Raw genomic sequence first — 19,902 nt, forward strand, 5'->3', positions numbered from 1 at the left:
GGGTGTCTCCTAGTGGGCAGCAGCGGCGGGTTCAGCCGCCTCAAGCGGTACCGGTTCGCCATGGGCGAGCGGCGCGCGGGCCTCGGCCAATGCAACCGCCGGATCTCGACCGACCGATGCAGAGTAGTGTGCAACAAGGTTGTTCACTGCAGCCGCAGAAGTGTCGAGGATCGGCATCGGATAAAAGCCGAAGACGATAGTAAGGACAATCAGAGGGTAGATGATGATTTTCTCGCGGAGATTCAGATCCAAGATGCCGCGCAAACTCTCCTTGGTTAGCGCGCCAAAGATCACCCGGCGATAAAGCCAAAGCGCATACCCTGCCGACAGGATCACGCCGAACGCAGCGCCAAAGGCTACCCAGGTATTGACCTGGAAAGCGCCCATCATGGTCAGGAACTCACCCACGAAACCGGACGTGCCGGGAAGACCAACATTGGCCATGGTGAAGACGAGGAAGGCGAAGGCATAGCGCGGCATCCGCTCGACAAGCCCACCATAGGCAGAGATGTCGCGTGTGTGCATGCGGTCGTAAACCACGCCAACACACAGGAACAGCGCACCCGACACGATACCGTGCGAGATCATCTGGAACACGGCGCCCTGGATGCCAAGCGCATTGCCGGCAAAGATACCCATGGTGACGAAGCCCATGTGCGCCACCGACGAATAGGCAATCAGCTTCTTGATGTCGGTTTGCACCAAAGCAATCAGCGAAGTGATGATGATGGCAGCGACCGACAAAAAGAACACGATGTTGGCGAACTGAGCCGAAGCCTCAGGGAACATGGGCAGGCTAAAGCGCAGGAAGCCGTAACCGCCCAGCTTGAGCAAGATAGCAGCCAGGATAACTGATCCGGCAGTCGGCGCCTGCACGTGGGCTTCGGGCAACCAACGGTGCAGTGGCCACATGGGCATTTTGACGGCGAATGACAAGAAGAATGCCCACCACAGCCAAGGCTGCCAATCTTGGGGGAAAGGGTGGCCCAAGAGCCGCGTGATATCGGTAGTACCCGCGTTCCAATACATGGCCATCATGGCCAGCAGCATCAGGACCGAACCGCCGAAGGTGTAGAAGAAGAACTTGTAGCTGGCCTGAATGCGAGCCGAACCGCCCCAGATGCCAATGATCAAGAACATCGGCAGCAGCGTGCCTTCGAAGAACACGTAGAACATGGCCAGATCGAGCGTGGTGAAGACGCCGACCATCAGCGTTTCCAACACCAGGAACACAACCATGTATTCCTTGACCCGATGCTCGACTGACTCCCAACTCGAGAGGATGGCAAACGGCATCAGCAGTGCCGTCAGCACCACGAACAGCACGGAGATCCCGTCCACGCCAACACGGTAGCCGATATTATCCCCGATCCAGGGGATGTTCACCACAAACTGGAAGCCAGGATTGGTAGTATCGAAGCTTTGCCAGAGCGCCAGGGAGAGCACGAGCACGATCAGGGTCACCCCGAAGGCCATCCAGCGGATAGCGCCATGTGCCCCGCGGGGGAATAGTGCAATCAAGGCTGCACCGGCCAGCGGAAGCCAGGTAAGGATGGTCAGAATAGTGTTTTCGAAGTTCATCAGATCAGTCCCCCGGCCGTGATGGCCCAGGTCAGCAGCGCCGCGATGCCGATCAGCATGGCGAAGGCATAGTGATAGAGATAGCCCGACTGGAGCTTGACGACCCAAGACGTGACGTCCTGCACGCGGCGGCCCAACCCTTCTGTCAGCCTGCGGTCGATAAGGTCGTCATCGAAGCCGTGCCAGAACGCGCGTCCCACCCACATGGCCGGCTTGACGAAGATCGTGTTGTACAACTCGTCGAAATACCACTTGTTGAGGAGGAACTGGTAGAGTCCGCGATTGGAAGCGGCAAGCCGTGCCGGTGTCCCGGGGCTCCGGATATACATGATCCAGGCAGCCACGAAGCCGATGATCATGGCAATGGTGGCGCTCCACTTCACCCAAAGCGGTACATGGTGGGCGGCCTCGATGATCTCGTGGTCCACCACCAGGGAGCCGGTGAAGAAGTGTTCAATGTGCTCAACGTGCCCGAAGAACATGTCGTAGAAAACGGCACCCGAGAGCAGCGCACCGACCGCTAGCACGTAGAGCGGCACCAGCATGACACTAGGCGACTCGTGTGCGTGGTCATAAGCCGAACCATGATGCCCGTGATCTCCATGATCATCGGCATTGCTGTCGTCGATGGGCTCATCGTGACTCTCCAGAGCCGCGTGAGCGGGATCAGGATGCGGCCCTTCACCGAAGTGCTGCGGGTCACGAGGGGAACCGTGGAATGTCAGGTGCACCAGGCGCCAGGAATAGAAGCTCGTGAACATGGCGGCGATCGCCAGCGACCAGAAGGCAAACTGACCCAGATTGCCGCCGAAACCGTAGGCAGCTTCCAGAATCGCGTCCTTGGAGAAGAACCCCGCGAAACCGAAGATCGTGCCCGGAATGCCCAGACCGGTGAGCGCCAGGGTGCCGATCAGCATCATGACATAGGTGATCGGGATCTTCTTGGCCAAGCCGCCCATATTGCGCATGTCCTGCTCGTGGTGCATCGCGTGGATCACCGAACCGGCGCCGAGGAACAACAGTGCCTTGAAGAAAGCGTGGGTAAACAAGTGGAAAACGCCCGCAGAATAGGCCCCTACTCCCAAGGCAACGAACATGTAGCCGAGCTGCGAGCAGGTCGAATAGGCGATCACCCGCTTGATGTCATTCTGGACCAGGCCGACGGTGGCGGCGAAGAATGCGGTGATGGCACCGATGACGATCACGACCGAAAGCGCCACGGGCGAGGTCTCGAACAGCGGCGAGAGACGCGCCACCATGAACACACCGGCAGTCACCATGGTAGCGGCGTGAATCAGCGCCGAGACGGGCGTGGGTCCCTCCATTGCGTCGGGAAGCCACGTGTGCAGGAGGAACTGTGCCGACTTCCCCATGGCGCCCATGAAGAGCAACAGGCAAATGACCGTCATCGCGTCCAATTCCCAAGCAAGGAACTGGAAGACCGGCAATCCGGTGGCGCCGAACGCCCCAACTACGGCGAATGCCTCATCGAAGTTGATGGATCCGAGCACCATGAAAGCGCCAAAGATGCCCAGGGCAAAGCCGAAATCGCCCACGCGGTTGACCACGAATGCTTTCATGGCCGCGGCATTGGCAGAGGGTCGCGTGTACCAGAACCCGATCAGCAGATAGGACGCGAGGCCCACGCCTTCCCAGCCGAAGAACATCTGGACGAAGTTGTCAGCCGTCACCAGCATCAGCATGGCGAAGGTGAAGAGCGAGAGATAGGCGAAGAAACGGTTCCGGTGGGGATCCTCGGCCATGTAACCGATGGAATAGACGTGGACGAGCGCGGACACGGTATTCACCACGACCAGCATGATGGCGGTCAAGGTGTCTACGCGCAGGACCCAGCGTAGGTCCATATCGCCGACCTGAATCCATCGCATGATCTCGACCTTGAGAACTGCGGTCTCGCCATTCACCAGTTCGGCACCCATGAGGCCGCCGCCAAAGGCAACCGGGAGAAAAACCACCCAGCTCAGAACGGCCGAAATGATCAAGAGCCCAGTCGTGATGAACTCGCTCGGACGATGCCCGATGGTGCGGCCCAGCAGTCCGGCAATAAGCGCGCCGACGAGGGGCAGGAAAACAATCGCTTGAATCAACATAGCGGTGGTTCTTAGCCCTTCATCTGGTTGACGTCTTCAACCGCGATCGAGCCACGGTTGCGGTAGAAAATCACAAGGATCGCCAAGCCAATCGCCGCCTCGGCAGCAGCCACTGTCAGGATCAACAGAGCAAAGATTTGCCCCTGAAGGTCCAACAGCGCAGCGCTGAACGCGACGAGATTCAGGTTCACTGCCAGGAGGATAAGCTCCACCGACATCAGGATGACGATGATGTTCTTACGGTTGATAAATATGCCGAACACGCCGAGCGTGAACAGGATTGCTGCTACGGTCAGGTAGTGACCGAGCTCGATACCCAAGCCCATGTGTATCTCCTATAGCCCTTGACCGCTCTTGACCTTGACGACTTCCAGCGTCTCCGAGGGCTTACGTCCCACCTGTCGCGCCGCATCCTGCCGCTTGATACCGGGACGATGCCGCAAAGTCAGAACAATCGCACCGATCATCGCCACCAGCAGTACCGCACCGGCGCCTTGGAACAGGAAGACATAGCGGGTGTAAAGCACCTGACCGATGGCACGGATGTTTTCCATGCCTGGGACGATCGGAAGGGCGGAGCTTTGCGCCGCCTCTGGCGATACAACAAAAGTCCCAGCGACCAATAGCAGCTCTAGTAGCAGCACGAGACCAACGACCAGTCCGATGGGCGCGTATTGCAGAAAACCTGAGCGTAACGAGGCGAAGTCAACGTCGAGCATCATCACGACAAAGAGGAACAACACCGCCACAGCGCCGACATAAACAACGACGAGGATCAGCGCCAGGAACTCGGCGCCGGCCAACATGAACAATCCTGCGGCGTTGATGAACGTCAGAATCAGGAACAAAACGGCGTGCACCGGATGCCGCGACGCAATGACCATAACGGCCGACGCAACGCAGACCACCGAGAACACGTAGAAAAAGAATAGCGGAAGGGTCATGCTCTTCCCTCTTAGCGGTAGGGTGCGTCGGCGGCGAGGCTGTGGGCGATTTCACGCTCCCACCTATCACCATTCGCCAAGAGCCGCTCCTTGTTGAAGTAGAGCTCTTCACGGGTTTCAGTCGCAAACTCGAAGTTGGGACCTTCAACAATCGCATCCACCGGACAGGCTTCCTGGCAGAAGCCGCAATAGATGCACTTCACCATGTCGATGTCGTAACGGACCGTACGACGCGTGCCATCGTTCTGCCGGGGGCCGGCTTCGATGGTGATGGCCTGGGCCGGGCAGATGGCTTCGCAGAGCTTGCAGGCAATGCAGCGTTCTTCGCCGTTGGGGTAACGGCGCAGGGCGTGCTCGCCGCGAAACCGGGGGCTGATGGGGCCCTTTTCGAACGGATAGTTCACCGTCGGCTTCGGGCTGAAGAAATACCGCATGGTCAGGAAGAAGGCTTTGACCAGTTCCGAGAGCAGCAGCGTGTTGACGAATTGGGCGGCGCGCATCAGGCCATCCCTCCATGCCAGCCCCAGCCAGTCAGCTGGAGGACGAATGCAACGATTACGACCATGATCAGCGACAGGGGCAGGAAGAGCTTCCAGCCAATACGCATCAATTGGTCATAGCGGTAGCGCGGTACGATGGCCTTGGACATCGCGAACATGAAGAAAACCGCGCTGAGCTTAAGAACAAACCACACCGGGCCCGGAATCCAGGTGAACGGCGGCAGGTCGATCGGTGCCGTCCAGCCACCCAAGAACAAGATCGTGGTGAGAGCACACATCATGAGAATCGAGATGTACTCGCCCAGCATGAACAGCATGTAGGGCGTGGCCGAGTACTCCACCATGAAGCCGGCAACCAGTTCCGACTCTGCCTCAGGCAGGTCGAAAGGCGGCCGGTTTGTCTCGGCCAGAGCCGAGATAAAGAACACGATGAACATCGGGAAGAGCGGCAGCCAGAACCAGTTCAGGAACGTTAGCTGCGGCACGCCGAGCATATGCGCCAAGCCCATCTCGTACTGAGCCAGAACGATGTGGGTGAGATTGAGCGAACCCACGCAGAGCAGCACAGTGATGATCACTAGGCCAATGGAGACCTCGTAACTCACCATCTGGGCGGCAGAGCGCAACGCACCCAGGAATGGGTACTTCGAGTTCGAAGCCCAGCCACCGATGATCACGCCATAAACGCCGAGCGATGAGATCGCGAAGATGTAAAGAATGCCCAGATTGATGTTGGCGATAGCCATACCGAAGCCAACCGGGATCACGGCCCAGGCCGAAAGGGCGAGGGTGGCGGTGATCAAGGGCGCCATCAGGAACATAACCTTGTCGGAGCCCGATGGAATGATCGGTTCTTTGACGGCAAATTTCAGCAGGTCTGCAAAGCTCTGTAGCAAGCCGAAGGGGCCGACCACGTTGGGACCACGCCGGATCTGAACAGCAGCCCAGATCTTGCGGTCAGCCAACAGGATGAACGCGGTAAAAACAAGCAGCAGAACAAGCAGCAGCAAGATCTTGTAGACTACGCCTACATGCACGCCCAGGCCGAGCACCGGGATGCCGACCAGATAGGAGAGCGCTAGGTTGAAAGAGTCCATGATGCCCCCTACTCCGCAGCCTGCCGGAGACCAGCCACGGTAGCCGAACATTCTGCCATGATGGCGGATGCGCGGGCGATGGGGTTGGTCAGATAGAAGTCGCCGACGGGCGAGGCAAAGCTGGGCTTACCAGGCTTAGGCGACAATTTGGCAAGCTTTGCAATGTCTGATGCCTTACTGGGTGCAATCACATCAATGCGCGCCAGATGCGGGTAGTCCGCGTAGAGCGCTGCACGCAGCTGTGGCAATGAGTTGAACGGCAAGGCCTTGCCCACGAACCCACTGAGCGCCCGAATAATCGACCAGTCTTCCTTTGCGTCGCCGGGCGGGAACACCGCACGGGTCGTCATCTGAACGCGACCCTCAGTGTTGACGTAAGTTGCGCTCTTTTCCGTGTAAGTCGCAGCAGGCAGGATGACGTCGGCACGATTGGCCCCGTTGTCTCCGTGCGTGCCGATATAAACCACCATGGTGGTTCCCAGCTGAGTCAAATCGACTTCATCGGCGCCAAGCAGGAACAGCACGTCGACACCACCCGAAAGCATCGCCGAGGTATCAGCGGCGCCTTTGCCCGGCACGAAACCGACGTCGAGCGCACCCACGCGAGATGCCGCATTGTGCAGAACGGCGAAGCCATTCCAGCCTTCTGCCAGTTCGGTGTTCGAGGTGGCGAGCTTGGCAGCTGCCGCGAGAACATCAGGTGTTGCGGCGGCTTCGCCTACGATCACCACAGGCTTCTTGGCCTTGGACCAGGTTTCGGCAAAACTGCCATTGCCCGAAGCAAGGTCGGACAGGGTATCCATACCGGCTCCAAGGTGCTGCACCGGATAGGTAAGGTCGGCATTCTCCCCAATCAGGGCGATCGGCAGACCCGTGGCGCGCCACACCTTACGAATGCGCGCATTGACCAGGGAGGCTTCTTTGCGCGGATTAGTGCCGATCAAGAGGATCGCATCGGCCTCTTCAAGACCGGCAATAGCCGGATTGAAGATATAGCTCGCGCGACCTGCAGCAGGGTTGAGCGTCGACCCAGCCGGCCGGGCGTCCACATTGGCTGAGCCGAGCGTTGCAAGCAGCGCCTTGAGCGCAAACATTTCTTCTGCGCCGGCGAGGTCGCCAGCAATGGCGCCGATGCGTACGCCTGGCTTCTTGACGGCCTTGGCGACCGTCTGGAAAGCGTCGTCCCACGTGGTGGAAGCCAGCTTCCTGTTCCGCCGGACATAGGGGCGATCGAGCCGCTGGGACTTAAGGCCATCCCAGATGAAGCGGGTCTTATCCGAAATCCACTCTTCGTTGATGGACTCGTTCAGGCGAGGCAGAACGCGCATAACCTCGCGCCCGCGGCTGTCGACGCGGATGTTCGAACCGACCGCATCCATGACGTCGATGGTTTCGGTCTTGTTCAGCTCCCAGGGGCGAGCCTGGAATGCATAGGGCTTGTTGGTGAGCGCGCCGACGGGGCAAAGGTCGATGACATTGCCCTGCAACTCACTCGAGAGCGCCTTCTCGAGATAGGTGGTGATCTCAGCGTCTTCGCCACGCCCCAGCAGCCCCATCTCGGCGATGCCAGCGACTTCGGTGGTGAAGCGCACACAGCGCGTGCAGTGAATGCAGCGGTTCATCGAAGTCTTGACCAGCGGGCCAATATACTTGTCCTCGACGGCGCGCTTGTTCTCGGCAAACCGGTTCTTGTCCACGCCATAGGCCATGGCCTGATCCTGCAGATCGCACTCGCCGCCCTGATCGCAGATTGGGCAGTCCAGCGGATGGTTGATCAGCAGAAATTCCATCACGCCTTCACGGGCCTTTTTGACCATTGGCGTGTTGGTGAACATTTCGGGTGCCTCACCATTCGGCCCAGGACGAAGATCCTTCACCGACATGGCGCACGAAGCTTGCGGCTTGGGAGGGCCGCCCTTCACTTCCACCAGACACATACGGCAATTGCCGGCGACTGACAGGCGCTCGTGGTAGCAGAAGCGCGGAATCTCCGCACCGGCCGCCTCTGCCGCCTGCATCAGGGTGTAATAGTCTGGTACTTCGACGAGTTTACCGTCGACCTTGATGTTTGCCATGACCTACTCCGCAGCGACCGACGGAACCGCGCCGTCGCTGGTGGACGACCAGGTATACTGGTCGATGCGTTCTTCGATGACGTGGCGGAAATTGCGGATCAGGCCCTGGATCGGCCAGGCCGCGGCGTCGCCAAGGGCACATATGGTGTGCCCCTCGATCTGCTTGGTGACTTCAAATAGCATGTCGATTTCGCGTTTCTGCGCGCGACCTTCGACCATACGCTCCATGACACGCATCATCCAGCCGGTGCCTTCCCGGCAGGGCGTGCACTGGCCGCAACTCTCATGCTTGTAGAAAGCCGAGAGGCGCCAGATTGCCTTGATGATGTCCGTCGACCTGTCCATCACGATGACGGCGGCCGTACCCATGGAGGAGCCGACTTCCCGCAAGCCGTCGAAGTCCATAATGGCATCGGGCATCTTCTCGCCGGGTACACACGGCACAGAGGAGCCACCGGGGATAACCGCAAGCAGATTGTCCCAGCCGCCGCGAATGCCACCACAATGCTTCTCGATGATATCCTTGAAGCTCTCGCCCATGGCCTCTTCAAAGGTCGCCGGACGATTGACGTGGCCGGATACGCACATGAGCTTGGTGCCCGTGTTGTTGGCACGACCGATCGAGGCGAACCAGGCGCCGGAGCGCCGCAGAATTTCCGGCACAACAGCGATGGATTCGACATTGTTGACGGTGGTCGGGTTGCCGTAGACGCCCATGCCTGCCGGGAAAGGTGGCTTGAGGCGCGGCTGACCCTTTTTACCTTCGAGGGATTCCATCAAAGCGGTTTCTTCGCCGCAGATGTAGGCGCCGGCGCCATGATGGACGATGATGTCCAGATCCCAGCCGTGGATATTGTCCTTGCCGATCAGGCGAGCCTCATAGGCCTCCTCGACGGCGCGTTCGAGGTGCTGACGCTCGCGGATGAACTCGCCACGGACATAGATGAACGCCAGATGAGCATCCATGGCGCGCGCCGCCAGCAGGCAGCCCTCGACCAGATGGTGGGGATCGTGGCGGAGGATTTCGCGGTCTTTGCAGGTACCGGGTTCGGATTCGTCGGCATTGACCAAGAGGTAATGTGGCCGGCCGTCGCTGACCTTGGGCATGAACGTCCACTTGAGGGCCGTCGGGAAGCCAGCGCCGCCGCGCCCACGCAAGCCGGAGGCTTTGACTTCGTTGGTGATCCAATCCCGGCCGGCGTCCACGAACTCCTTGGTGCCCTGCCAGGCGCCGCGCGAACGCGCGCCTTCCAGGCCCCAGTCGCCCTGGCCATACAGATTGGTGAAAATGCGATCCTTGTCAGCGAGCACGCTAATTACTCCGACTTGTCGTCGTCATTGGAGATATCGCCGCCCAGTTCCTTGGTCGGCTTGATGGCTCCAGCTTTGGGTTTGCGCCGGCGCACCGGTTTCACGGCTGCTTCGACAGCGTCGATTTCATCCTGCGGCAACTGCTTGGTGTCCACCAGAGGTGTGCCAGTCGTATCGCCCATGGTTCCTGTGTCAGGGTCGTTGTTCGCGGCGTTGGCAGCGGCAGGCGCCCCGCTCCGTTTGGTCTTGCCGGGAGCGTTGCCCCCGTCGATCTTCTGCGCTTCGGACTCGGCGCCAACCGCATTGGGACGCATGGCATCGTTAGGGGTGCCATCGGCATCTTCGTCAGCCTTAGCTTTCTCCTGCGCGGCTTCAGCGACTGCTTCGGAAACCTTGGCCTGCGGCGCGGGACCCTTCACAGCGGGCGCAGCTTCCACAGAGACATCGCCCGGCTTGGCAGCCGTCGTCGGGGCCTGTGGAGCTGCCGGAGCAGATGGCTTTACCGGTTCAGCCTTGGGTGCCTCAGGCTTGCCTGCGGCGGCCGGTGCAGCAGCGTCAGCAGGCGCAGCGGGTGGCACAAACTTCTCGCGCGTGGCGCTTGGCGGCTCCAACAGCGTAGTCCGACCACCTTCGGGCGCAGAGTTCAATCGGTCAATCTGCGTACCGGGCTTGATTGCGTCGCCGCGTCCAGCATGGAGAGCGTCGATAATCTCCCCCAACCGGTCGGGCGTCAGGTCTTCATAGGTGTCGTGGAAGATTGCCACCATGGGTGCATTCACACAGGCGCCGGCGCACTCCACCTCTTCCCAGCTCAAAGTTCCGTCTTCATTGAGGTGGTGCGGCTGGGGATGGATCTTGCTGCGGCAAACTTCCTTGAGTCCCTCGGCCCCGCGCAGCATGCATGGTGTTGTGCCGCAGACCTGAACATGGGCGCGAGTGCCCACAGGTTGCAACTGGAACTGGGTATAGAAGGTCGCGACTTCCAAGACGCGGATATAGGCCATGCCCAGCATTTCGGCGATCTTTTCGATCGTCGCGCGGCTCACCCAACCATCTTGATCCTGGGCGCGCATCAGCAATGGGATCACAGCCGACTGCTGCCGCCCCTGCGGGTAGAGGCCGATCTTCCATTCCGCCCATTTGGCGTTTTCTGCATTGAAGGCGAAACTCGCCGGCTGAACCGACTCGTCCGCAAGGCGACGCGCAACCATTAGCGATCAACCTCTCCGAACACGATATCTAGGGAGCCAAGGATGGCCGAAACGTCGGCGAGCATATGCCCGCGACACAGGAAATCCATGGCGCTGAGGTGAGCAAAGCCTGGCGCCCTGATCTTGCATCGATAGGGCGAATTGGTGCCATCGCTGACCAGATACACGCCGAACTCACCCTTGGGCGCTTCGACGCAGGCATAGACCTCGCCGGCCGGCACCTTGAAGCCCTCGGTGTAAAGCTTGAAATGGTGGATCAGCGCTTCCATCGAACGCTTCATCTCGCCGCGCTTGGGCGGAACCACCTTGCCGTCGAGCGACGACACTGGCCCCTTTCCGTCGGGGCTGTTCAGCTTGTCGATGCACTGCTTCATGATGCGAACCGACTGCCGCATCTCTTCCATTCGGATTAAGTAGCGATCGTAGCAGTCGCCGTTCTTGCCAATCGGAATATCGAAATCCATCTCGGCATAGCATTCATAAGGCTGCGACTTGCGCAGATCCCAAGCCGCGCCGGAACCGCGGACCATAACGCCAGAAAAGCCCCAGTTCCAAGCTTCGTCGAGCGAAACCACGCCGATATCGACATTGCGCTGCTTAAAGATACGGTTGGCGGTCAGCAGGTTATCGATATCGCCGAGCACCTTGGGAAAGGACTCGCAGAAGAGTTCGATGTCGTCGATGAGCGACTGCGGCAGGTCTTGATGAACCCCGCCCGGACGGAAGTACGCCGCATGCAGGCGGGCCCCGGAAGCGCGCTCATAGAAGATCATGAGCTTTTCGCGTTCTTCAAAGCCCCAAAGTGGTGGCGTCAACGCGCCCACGTCCATCGCCTGCGTCGTGACGTTCATGAGGTGCGCCAAAAGCCGGCTGATCTCGGCATAGAGCACACGAATCAGTTGCCCGCGCCGCGGCACGGTAATGCCAAGAAGCTTTTCGATTGCGAGTGCAAAGGCGTGTTCCTGGCTCATGGGAGCCACATAGTCCAGGCGATCGAAATACGGCAGCGCCTGGAGATAGGTCTTGTGCTCGATCAGCTTCTCGGTGCCGCGGTGCAATAGGCCGATATGCGGATCGACGCGCTCGACGAGTTCACCATCCAGCTCGAGAATCAGGCGCAGCACGCCGTGGGCAGATGGGTGCACCGGACCGAAATTGAGGGTGAAGTTGCGGACTTCAGCTTCGAGCGTCATTGCTTAGCCTTCTCATCGCCGGGTAGCACATAGTCGGTGCCCTCCCAAGGCGACAGATAGTCGAACGTACGGAATTCCTGCACGAGTTTGACAGGCTCATAGACCACGCGCTTGCGTTCCTGGTCGTACCGAACCTCCACGAAACCCGTCAGCGGAAAGTCCTTGCGAAGGGGGTGCCCGTCAAAACCATAATCGGTCAGGATCCGCCTTAGGTCAGGGTGTCCCGAAAAGAGGATCCCGTAGAGATCGTAGGCCTCACGCTCGAACCAGTTCGCACCGCGGAAGACGTCCACAATGCTGGGCACGGTGGTGTATTCATCCGTCTGCAGCTTGAGCCGGACGCGTCTGTTCTTGGTTGGACTCATAAAGTGATAGACCACGTCGAACCGGAGTTCGCGCGATGGGTAATCGGCCCCGCAGATATCGATGAGCGCGATGAACCGGCACTCCGGATCATCACGAAGGAAAGTTGCAACTTCGACGATGGAATCGCGTTCGACTTCCAACGTCAGCTCACCAAATGAAACCGCATGCGACTGCACTGCGGCGCCTAGTGAACGCGCGATATGGTTGCCGAGCTCGGCCAGCGGATCGATTTGAGCGACCTCATCCATCACGCCGTCTACCTCTCGATCGTGCCAGTGCTGCGAATTTTCTTTTGCAGCAACAGGATACCGTACAGAAGTGCCTCTGCGGTCGGAGGGCAGCCGGGCACATAAATGTCCACTGGCAGAATGCGGTCGCAACCACGAACCACCGAATATGAATAGTGATAGTAGCCGCCCCCATTGGCACAGCTGCCCATCGAAATGACGTAGCGCGGCTCCGGCATCTGGTCATAGACCTTGCGCAGCGCTGGAGCCATTTTGTTGGTCAGCGTGCCGGCAACTATAAGTACGTCGGACTGGCGCGGCGAAGCGCGAGGCGCCGTCCCGAAGCGTTCGACGTCATAACGCGGCATGGACATCTGCATCATTTCGACGGCGCAGCAGGCAAGGCCCGTCTGCATCCACATCAAAGAGCCGGTGCGAGCCCAGTTGATGAGATGCGCAGCCGTCGAGACCAGAAAGCCCTTATCGGCCAGTTCATCAGTCATGCCGGTGAAGAACGGATCTTCAGAACCGGCGGGCTTGCCGGTGTGCGGATCAACAAGGCCGGTCGGCTGTGGAGCGACCATGGTACCCGTTTGTGAACTCAATCCCATTCGAGAGCCCCTTTCCGCCATTCATACATAAACCCGACGGTCAGAACGCCGAGGAAGATCATCATGGACCAGAAGCCGAACCAACCCACGTCTCGGAAGGCGACTGCCCAAGGGAAAAGGAACGCCACTTCGAGATCGAAAATAATGAACAGAATCGAGACCAGGTAGAATCGAACGTCGAACTTCATGCGCGCGTCATCGAACGCGTCGAAGCCCGCCTCAAAAGCGGAAACTTTCTCTGGGTCCGGATTCTTGATCGCTATCGCGAACGGGGCGATCAGGAGAGCCAGACCGATAATGGCAGCAAGCCCAGCGAAAATGACGATGGGCAGATAGTTGCTCAGCAAGTCAGTCATGCGGCAGCCTAATTTTTTGACCGGCCTGGCGACCGGTTGCGCGAGAGTTAGCAGGCAATTTGGGCGAGCGAACCAACGCGACGGTTGATGGCTTCGGCTTAGACCTTTGCCTATCCTCTTTCAAGGGAAAGAAAATATGACTTATAAGGTCATGTAAGTACCTCTGCGACATCATATAAGCCGCGTATGCCTCGCCACAAGTCGCAGAGCCAAGCGGCCGTCGTCACTGCTACGTGAGGGCTCGACCACAGGCGATCTGCACTGCCCCAGCCCGACAGAAGCCTGCGACAAAAGAGAATCGCCACCCACGAAAACCAAAACGGCGAACCGGAGGCCGGTTCGCCGCAATGGGTTTTGCAAGATGCAGCAGGGCGGGTGACCACCCTGCCTGATCGCAAATTCTTAGAAGTGGTAGAACACGCCGACCGTGGCCTTAGCCGACTCGAAGAAGTCGTCATCACCACCGTCGAAATCGCCGAGACCGACGACTTCACCACGAACCGATACGTTCTCGGTAACGAGGAACTCAACACCACCACCGAGCTGGTAGATAGCATCGCTATCACCGTCGGCAACGTTAACGCCAACACCACCGATTGCGTAGATCAGGGCTGCGTCGGTAACAACGGCACCGGCACGCAGGCTAGCCAGGAACTGGCCGTAGTCTTCTTCACCGTCGGTCCAGATGTAGTCGCCCGAAACTTCAGCGCCGACCAGGAAAGCATCCGCAGCGGCGAAGTTCACGCCGACAACGCCGCCGATGACGCCATCAGTGTCGTCACCGTCGTTGAAGATACCGCCGGCGCGGATACCGGCATACATGCCGTCCCAGCTGAAGCCGGCTTCTTCGTAGATCGGCATCGGGGTGGTCGGGATGATCAGGTCAGCAGCCTGAGCACCACCAACGAGCAGCGTGGCAGCAGCGACGCCGAGAGAAAGCTTACGTACAAACATATCTTGCACTCCCATAGAGAAGTTAACCGTAGTCGATCGCTAGATGCCTGAGGGCAACGCGAGTGACAAGCCTCTCGATGGTGAATTTGGGCGGTGCGGCTAAGATTCAGTGACCATTCTGGGGCACGTGTTGCAGCAATGTCGCGCTATTGGACCAGTTTGATACAAATTGGTGCGAGGGCAGTAGATTTTGGGTCTGCAAAGAGACGCCTGCGCGGCCAGGTGTGCTGAACGCGGTTGAGTCTCCACGGTGTGCCAGGCCCGCGAAATCGGCGGTTAGAAGTGAAATTTGGCGCCGAGGGTGACTTGGTTGGTTGGCTCGCCACCAGATAGCGGTACGCCGCGTAGGTATTGAGCGTTGAGGGAGACGGAGTCTGTGACCGCCACTTCCAATCCACCACCGAGGAGTAGGTCGTCTTCCTCCGGTGCGCCTAGATCGAGGCCGTAACCACCCGCACCGTAAACCAGCACATCGTCGCTGACGACTAAGCCGGCGCGTCCCAAGATCTGTCCATAGGTGGTCGTGCCAACATCACCACTGAGACCCTGCACTGACACCTCAGCGCCGGCCAACAGGAACTCGAACTGCGTATTCACTCCAGCCTGGATGCCAAGCCCATACTGAACCTCGTCTGCAGAGTTCGAAGCGGAGACCCCATACACCCCAGCGTAGAATCCATCCCAGCTGAAGGCGCCTTCGTCATGCACCGGCACGGCGATCGGCGTGCTGGTGGGAACGGTGACGACATCTGCGGCCATAACCTGCGCCGCACCAGCTGCGCAGGTTATTGTTAGAGCCGCGATGTATCTGGTGACCGTCACTGCTTTGCGCCTCTCCATCATCTACGTTTTCAACGCGCCCTGGTCACCAGCGTTCCAGTCAGCCGCACGCTGCTAGAGGGTGCCGACCAACACGGGTTCCGCCCGGTACATTCCAGGGAAGTAGGCCTCCAGGGCATCGATCTTCGGCTGGTCGTGCACAACGATGTATGGTGCAGTGGGGTTTAGGGTCAGGTAGTCCTGGTGGTACTGCTCGGCTGGGTAAAACGCCTCCAGCGGCTCGATGGTGGTGACGATCGGCCCTTCAAAGGGAGCGGCGGCATCCAGCTGCTCGATATAGGCTTCGGCTACATCACTCTGCTCGTCGGTGGCAACGAAAATGGCTGAGCGATACTGTGGCCCGTGATCCGGCCCCTGATAGTTGAGCTGAGTAGGGTTGTGCGCCACCGAAAAGTAAATCTGCAGAAGGTCGCCATAGCTGATCACCGACGGATCATAGGTGACCTCAACGGCTTCGGCATGCCCAGTTTGCCCGGTCCCGGTCTGCTCGTAAGTAGCCGTTTCGGCGCTGCCACCGGAGTAGCCTGAGACTGCATTGGTTACGCCTTCCACGTGTTGGAAGACACCCTGCACGCCCCAGAAGCAACCACCTGCGAATACCGCCGTCGCGGTGGCGCCGGCCTCTTGCAGATCAACCGCGGGAGCGGGAATTTTAACAGGCTTTTCCTGCGCGTCGCTCGGCCGATTGAACACCAGCAAGGCGGGAACAAGCAGCAGGGCGCCGAAGGCGAAACGACGGCGGTCACGGCGGACCAAGGCGACAGCACGGGAGCGGGGCATGGAGACCTCTTGAGTATGACTATCCACTATATGGATATGCGATACCCCCAGATCAGCCTATTCACGCCGAAATGAAACTAAGCGCAGACTCCGGTAGCTCGTTCAGGACTTGGAGGTTCGCAAAACAAAGCCGATCACGATGGCGGCGGCTTCGTAGAGTTCGACCGGGATGGTGTCATCCAACTCCACACCACTGAGCGCCTCAGCAAGGGCTGGATTCGCCTCGATGACCACGTCATTTTCTTGCGCCAAAGCAACGATGCGCTCGGCCAGCAGACCACGGCCCTTGGCCACGACGCGGGGAGCCTCGCGACTGCCTTTTTCGTATTGCAGGGCTACCGCCAAGGGGCGGCTTACGGGCGGTATACTCATGAAACGGAATCCAAGAGGTGCCCCGAGGGGAGTAGCGGGGACGTGGGAACACCTTGCCGGAGGATAATCGATCCGGGCTGCAGGCCTGCCGCTTGGAGCTGCTCACGGAGGGATTCCATCTCCTGTTCCATCAACTGTCTTGTTTCATCTTCCGCCGCCCACAGCATGACGCCCGTGGCGCCGCCATGCAGTGACACCTGCGCGCCTACTTCCCCAAGTTTGGGAAGGTTGATCGCGAACCGCAACTGCCAGCCGCGCTCCTGATCGGCCTGCACACTGTTCTCTTGGTCGCGGGTGATCTGGATCTGCATGCTTGTCTGGTGGAGCCCGATCAGCACCGGAACCTCCAGATTCCATTCGGCCTTGCCGGATGCAAGGCTATCCGGCAGCGAAGAGTGCTGCTGCAGTCGAATTCGGGCCAGGGATGACTCTGTCCGCTCGAGCACTTGCCGCCCCACTTCGTCGGGTGGTGAGGTTGGGTCGATGGGTGCAATGTCGGCAGCGCGGGCGCGTGGCGGTGCACCTCGAACCGGCGGTGCGGCAACAGCGATTGCCGCCGCCGGCTGCTGCTTGCCGATCCATGAGACAAGGCTTTGTCGAAGCGCCAGCAAGGCGGACTTGACGTCGCCCTGCGGCGAAGGAGAGGTTCCAGCTGCCAACATGGCTTCCCGGAAAATGCCGCTGCTCAAGATCGCGTTGCGGAGTGCTGCGCCCCCGATCCCGCCAGCGGCCAACGGCAATTGCAGCGCTCCCAATTGTTCGGCCGCACGGAGCACCGGCTGTGGCAGCGCGGAGCGGACAGCTGGTGAGGCAAGAGCGCACAGCAAAGCAGCGCTAGAACTCTGCCGCATGCTCCAATCCCGCACCAAGCCGCCAAGCGCTTCTCGGGGATTGCCAGAGTGCGGCGCGCTTGGCCGCGCGAACGTCGCGGGTTCTGCCGGGAGATTCATGGTGGCGCCAATTCGCGCCTGTTGCCCGGTACCAAATACGGTGGGTGTCCGCCCGGAAGGCTTAGCAGCATCAGAAAGGGGAGCGCTCGGCTGTCCGGCCATTTGGCCTAACGGACGCGGGGTAGTGTTACTCTCCCCGGCTGGGGAGGCGCTTCTGGAGACATTAGTCCCGCTTGACGTTTTCCCCTCTGGGGCCTCCCCAGGCGCAGTCGAACTGACGCGCTGGGGAGCCACAAACATTGTGGAAGGCGCATCCGGCGCTCGCGTGGGACTACCACTGCCGTTCGAAACCTGGGGCGGTACAGCCGCCGCCAATTTGACGTTTGCAGAGCCGACTGTCGTCGGCATAACCGGAACACCTTGGATCACCGTTGGAGCTGTAGTCCCTGGCGCCAGAGATGCAGCGCTGGTGGCCACCAGCTTGGGTGAAACGCTTAGTTGAAGACGCGCACCACTTCCCTCCACTTGAAGAGCCAGTCGATCTCCTGGCTTTGCTGCGATAGGGAGCAGTAAGCTGAGCAATCGTCCCTTAATGTCCACCTGGGAAATACCTGAAGCTGCAGTGGAGACGACTTTCCCTTCGACGACCTCTCCTGCCCGGAGCGCAAGAGCGAGCAAGGCGTCGCTGCGCACCGGGCTGGCAAACGGCGGCATTGAATTGATCGGCATCACAGCGCACTTGTCCAAGGCTGCATCGAGAACAGACTTAGCTGCGCCACAAGACCCGTGAAGGCAAAGAGTGCATCAAGGTCAGCCATGAACAAGTTCCGCGTTGCCTCTGACTTGGGGCGAGACACAGAAACGCTAAACCAATCCCGTTACCAAAGCCGTACCGGGCGGACAGCTAGTCTGGGCGAATGTCCTTGTATTCCTTGGTGACTGGCTTGCCGCGGAACGTCACCCAAAAGAAATTCAGCGTGTAAGTGCCCGCTGTGCGGAACACCCCTTCCTTCTCAAGCCGGCGGCCCGAGGTTTTCATCTTGAGGGCGAACGTCCATTTGACACCGCCAACCTTAGATAGACGGACGGCGACGTCCGTATCCTCGCCGAAAAATTCGATGGATCGATCGTAGCCGCCAACCTTTTCCCACGCCGCTCGCTTGAAAACAAAATTGCCGCCCTGAACCACCGAACCAACGCGGAGAACGAACCGGTTCACCAGATAAATCAGTTTGGTGAGGCCATAGAAGCCGTTGACCAGGAAGCGGTTGAACGGGGCCATGTCGTAGTAGACGTAAGGACCACTCAGGCAGACAAGTTTGGGATCCTGCTCGAACTCGCGGTAGACCGTATCGAGCCACCCCTCGGGTACAATGGTGTCACTGTCGATGTTGGCGATCAGATCATAGCCTTCACTGGCGGCGAAGCCCGCGTCGCGCGCGTTGACCAGCCCCTTCTTCGGCTCATCAACGACGCGCACCGTTGGGAAGCTACGGGCGATTTCACCGGTTCGGTCGGTCGAGGCATTGTTCACCACAATTATGCCAGCTTCGCGGCCAGAGCGCGCGACTTCCGCTACTACCGATTCAAGACACTTCCCGATCAGCACCTCTTCGTTGTAGGCCGGTATCACGAAGGCCAGGCTCATCGCATCTTCCCCGCGGGCTCACACATCAAGTCGGTAGCGCATAACGGCTGACGCTAGGAACGGCAACACCAAGCCCCAATATTCGGCGGCTTTTCGGTTGACGGTGGGAGGTGCCCGCGTTCTGTTCGGTTCGCAAATGCACGGTGGGAGCCGACACATGCCAGACGAGAGCAAGCTCACTCGGACAAAGCAGAAATGGGCAGAGGAGGCTCGTTTCATCACTGGTCGCCAAAGCCGGCCCGAGGAGGACCGGCTTCCGCCGGGGCAGCACCTCGTCAAGAACTGGCCGGTCCTGGACATCGGCCTTGAACCCGTCATCGACTTGCCTAACTGGCGGCTGGACATCCGTGGTCTTGTGGATGCTCCCACCAGCTTGAAGTGGGAGGGGTTCCTCGCCCTGCCCCAGACAGAAAAGCTCTCGGACATCCACTGCGTCACCAGCTGGACAAGATATGACAACACGTGGAAAGGCCTATCCACCCAGGAACTTGCAGCCCGTGTCGGGCTGTCGCCTGAGGCGCGATTTGCCATCCTCACATGTGAAGACGGGTACACGACGAACCTGGCGCTATCAGACTTTCTCGTGGAAGACGCCATTCTGGCGCACAGCTGGGAAGGTGAGCCGTTGACCGCCGAACATGGCGGACCGGTGCGGCTGGTCGTTCCGCATCTCTACTTCTGGAAAAGCCCGAAATGGTTGCGCCGGATCGAGTTCACTGCAGAAGACAAACCCGGCTTCTGGGAAGTCCGAGGCTATCACAATCGCGGCGACCCGTGGCTGGAGGAGCGCTACTCGTGACCAGGGGTCGCGAGAAGCTCCACTGATTTCACCTGT

20 protein-coding genes are annotated in these 19,902 nt (G+C 59.5%); 1 reads left to right on the forward strand and 19 read right to left on the reverse strand.

Annotation, left to right across the window (positions count from 1 at the left end):
- Positions 1-9: 9 nt before the first annotated feature.
- The 19 genes from QOV41_RS11405 to QOV41_RS11495 form a co-directional block, all read right to left on the reverse strand.
- Positions 10-1,581: an NADH-quinone oxidoreductase subunit M gene (locus QOV41_RS11405; RefSeq protein ID WP_284576669.1), complete on the reverse strand. Its 1,572-nt coding sequence runs from the start codon at positions 1,579-1,581 to the stop codon at positions 10-12.
- A complete protein-coding gene (gene nuoL, locus QOV41_RS11410; protein ID WP_284576671.1) occupies positions 1,581-3,692 on the reverse strand; it encodes an NADH-quinone oxidoreductase subunit L in 2,112 nt (703 codons plus the stop codon). The genes QOV41_RS11405 and nuoL overlap by 1 nt, the downstream gene beginning before the upstream one ends.
- An 11-nt stretch (positions 3,693-3,703) precedes the next feature.
- Entirely contained in the window at positions 3,704-4,018 is a 315-nt protein-coding gene (gene nuoK, locus QOV41_RS11415; protein ID WP_415926711.1) for an NADH-quinone oxidoreductase subunit NuoK, read from the reverse strand.
- Positions 4,019-4,027: 9 nt separating this feature from the next.
- Positions 4,028-4,636: an NADH-quinone oxidoreductase subunit J gene (locus QOV41_RS11420; protein ID WP_284576673.1), complete on the reverse strand. Its 609-nt coding sequence runs from the start codon at positions 4,634-4,636 to the stop codon at positions 4,028-4,030.
- Positions 4,637-4,647: 11 nt separating this feature from the next.
- Positions 4,648-5,136, reverse strand: coding sequence for an NADH-quinone oxidoreductase subunit NuoI (gene nuoI / locus QOV41_RS11425; RefSeq protein WP_284576675.1), 489 nt, complete (start codon positions 5,134-5,136; stop codon positions 4,648-4,650).
- Positions 5,136-6,233, reverse strand: coding sequence for an NADH-quinone oxidoreductase subunit NuoH (nuoH, locus tag QOV41_RS11430; RefSeq protein WP_284576677.1), 1,098 nt, complete (start codon positions 6,231-6,233; stop codon positions 5,136-5,138). The genes nuoI and nuoH overlap by 1 nt, the downstream gene beginning before the upstream one ends.
- Before the next feature lie 8 nt (positions 6,234-6,241).
- The gene (gene nuoG / locus QOV41_RS11435; protein ID WP_284576679.1) at positions 6,242-8,308 is read right to left on the reverse strand and encodes an NADH-quinone oxidoreductase subunit NuoG; all 2,067 of its coding nucleotides are present in this window, start codon (positions 8,306-8,308) and stop codon (positions 6,242-6,244) included.
- Positions 8,309-8,311: 3 nt separating this feature from the next.
- The gene (gene nuoF / locus QOV41_RS11440; RefSeq protein ID WP_284576682.1) at positions 8,312-9,619 is read right to left on the reverse strand and encodes an NADH-quinone oxidoreductase subunit NuoF; all 1,308 of its coding nucleotides are present in this window, start codon (positions 9,617-9,619) and stop codon (positions 8,312-8,314) included.
- 5 nt (positions 9,620-9,624) lie between these two features.
- Positions 9,625-10,830: an NADH-quinone oxidoreductase subunit NuoE gene (nuoE, locus tag QOV41_RS11445; RefSeq protein ID WP_284576684.1), complete on the reverse strand. Its 1,206-nt coding sequence runs from the start codon at positions 10,828-10,830 to the stop codon at positions 9,625-9,627.
- Positions 10,830-12,023, reverse strand: coding sequence for an NADH-quinone oxidoreductase subunit D (locus QOV41_RS11450; RefSeq protein ID WP_284576686.1), 1,194 nt, complete (start codon positions 12,021-12,023; stop codon positions 10,830-10,832). Before QOV41_RS11450 ends, nuoE begins: the two co-directional genes overlap by 1 nt.
- Complete coding sequence (locus QOV41_RS11455; RefSeq protein ID WP_284576688.1) at positions 12,020-12,637, reverse strand: NADH-quinone oxidoreductase subunit C; 618 nt, start codon at positions 12,635-12,637, stop codon at positions 12,020-12,022. The genes QOV41_RS11450 and QOV41_RS11455 overlap by 4 nt, the downstream gene beginning before the upstream one ends.
- Before the next feature lie 8 nt (positions 12,638-12,645).
- The gene (locus tag QOV41_RS11460) at positions 12,646-13,227 is read right to left on the reverse strand and encodes a NuoB/complex I 20 kDa subunit family protein (RefSeq protein ID WP_284576689.1); all 582 of its coding nucleotides are present in this window, start codon (positions 13,225-13,227) and stop codon (positions 12,646-12,648) included.
- On the reverse strand, positions 13,218-13,583 hold the full coding sequence (locus QOV41_RS11465) for an NADH-quinone oxidoreductase subunit A (protein WP_284576691.1): 366 nt from the start codon (positions 13,581-13,583) through the stop codon (positions 13,218-13,220). The genes QOV41_RS11460 and QOV41_RS11465 overlap by 10 nt, the downstream gene beginning before the upstream one ends.
- Positions 13,584-13,985: 402 nt before the next feature.
- On the reverse strand, positions 13,986-14,537 hold the full coding sequence (locus QOV41_RS11470; RefSeq protein WP_284576693.1) for an outer membrane protein: 552 nt from the start codon (positions 14,535-14,537) through the stop codon (positions 13,986-13,988).
- A gap of 276 nt (positions 14,538-14,813) precedes the next feature.
- Positions 14,814-15,380, reverse strand: a complete 567-nt coding sequence (locus QOV41_RS11475) for an outer membrane protein (RefSeq protein WP_284576695.1) — start codon at positions 15,378-15,380, stop codon at positions 14,814-14,816.
- A 51-nt stretch (positions 15,381-15,431) separates the two neighbouring features.
- On the reverse strand, positions 15,432-16,157 hold the full coding sequence (gene msrA, locus QOV41_RS11480; protein ID WP_284576697.1) for a peptide-methionine (S)-S-oxide reductase MsrA: 726 nt from the start codon (positions 16,155-16,157) through the stop codon (positions 15,432-15,434).
- 102 nt (positions 16,158-16,259) lie between these two features.
- Positions 16,260-16,529 carry an EscU/YscU/HrcU family type III secretion system export apparatus switch protein gene (locus QOV41_RS11485; protein ID WP_284576699.1) on the reverse strand — a complete coding sequence of 90 codons (270 nt, stop codon included), beginning with the start codon at positions 16,527-16,529 and terminating at the stop codon, positions 16,260-16,262.
- The gene (gene fliK, locus QOV41_RS11490) at positions 16,526-17,380 is read right to left on the reverse strand and encodes a flagellar hook-length control protein FliK (protein ID WP_284576700.1); all 855 of its coding nucleotides are present in this window, start codon (positions 17,378-17,380) and stop codon (positions 16,526-16,528) included. The genes QOV41_RS11485 and fliK overlap by 4 nt, the downstream gene beginning before the upstream one ends.
- Positions 17,381-18,323: 943 nt before the next feature.
- Positions 18,324-19,067 carry a glycosyltransferase family 2 protein gene (locus QOV41_RS11495; protein WP_284576702.1) on the reverse strand — a complete coding sequence of 248 codons (744 nt, stop codon included), beginning with the start codon at positions 19,065-19,067 and terminating at the stop codon, positions 18,324-18,326.
- A 157-nt stretch (positions 19,068-19,224) separates the two neighbouring features.
- On the opposite strand from QOV41_RS11495, the gene QOV41_RS11500 reads away from it, so the two are divergent.
- Positions 19,225-19,866: a sulfite oxidase-like oxidoreductase gene (locus tag QOV41_RS11500; RefSeq protein WP_284576704.1), complete on the forward strand. Its 642-nt coding sequence runs from the start codon at positions 19,225-19,227 to the stop codon at positions 19,864-19,866.
- The last annotated feature ends 36 nt before the right edge of the window (positions 19,867-19,902 follow it).

Origin of the sequence: Devosia sp. RR2S18 (genome assembly GCF_030177755.1) — a bacterium.
GTDB classification, from domain to species: Bacteria; Pseudomonadota; Alphaproteobacteria; order Rhizobiales; family Devosiaceae; genus Devosia; species Devosia rhizosphaerae.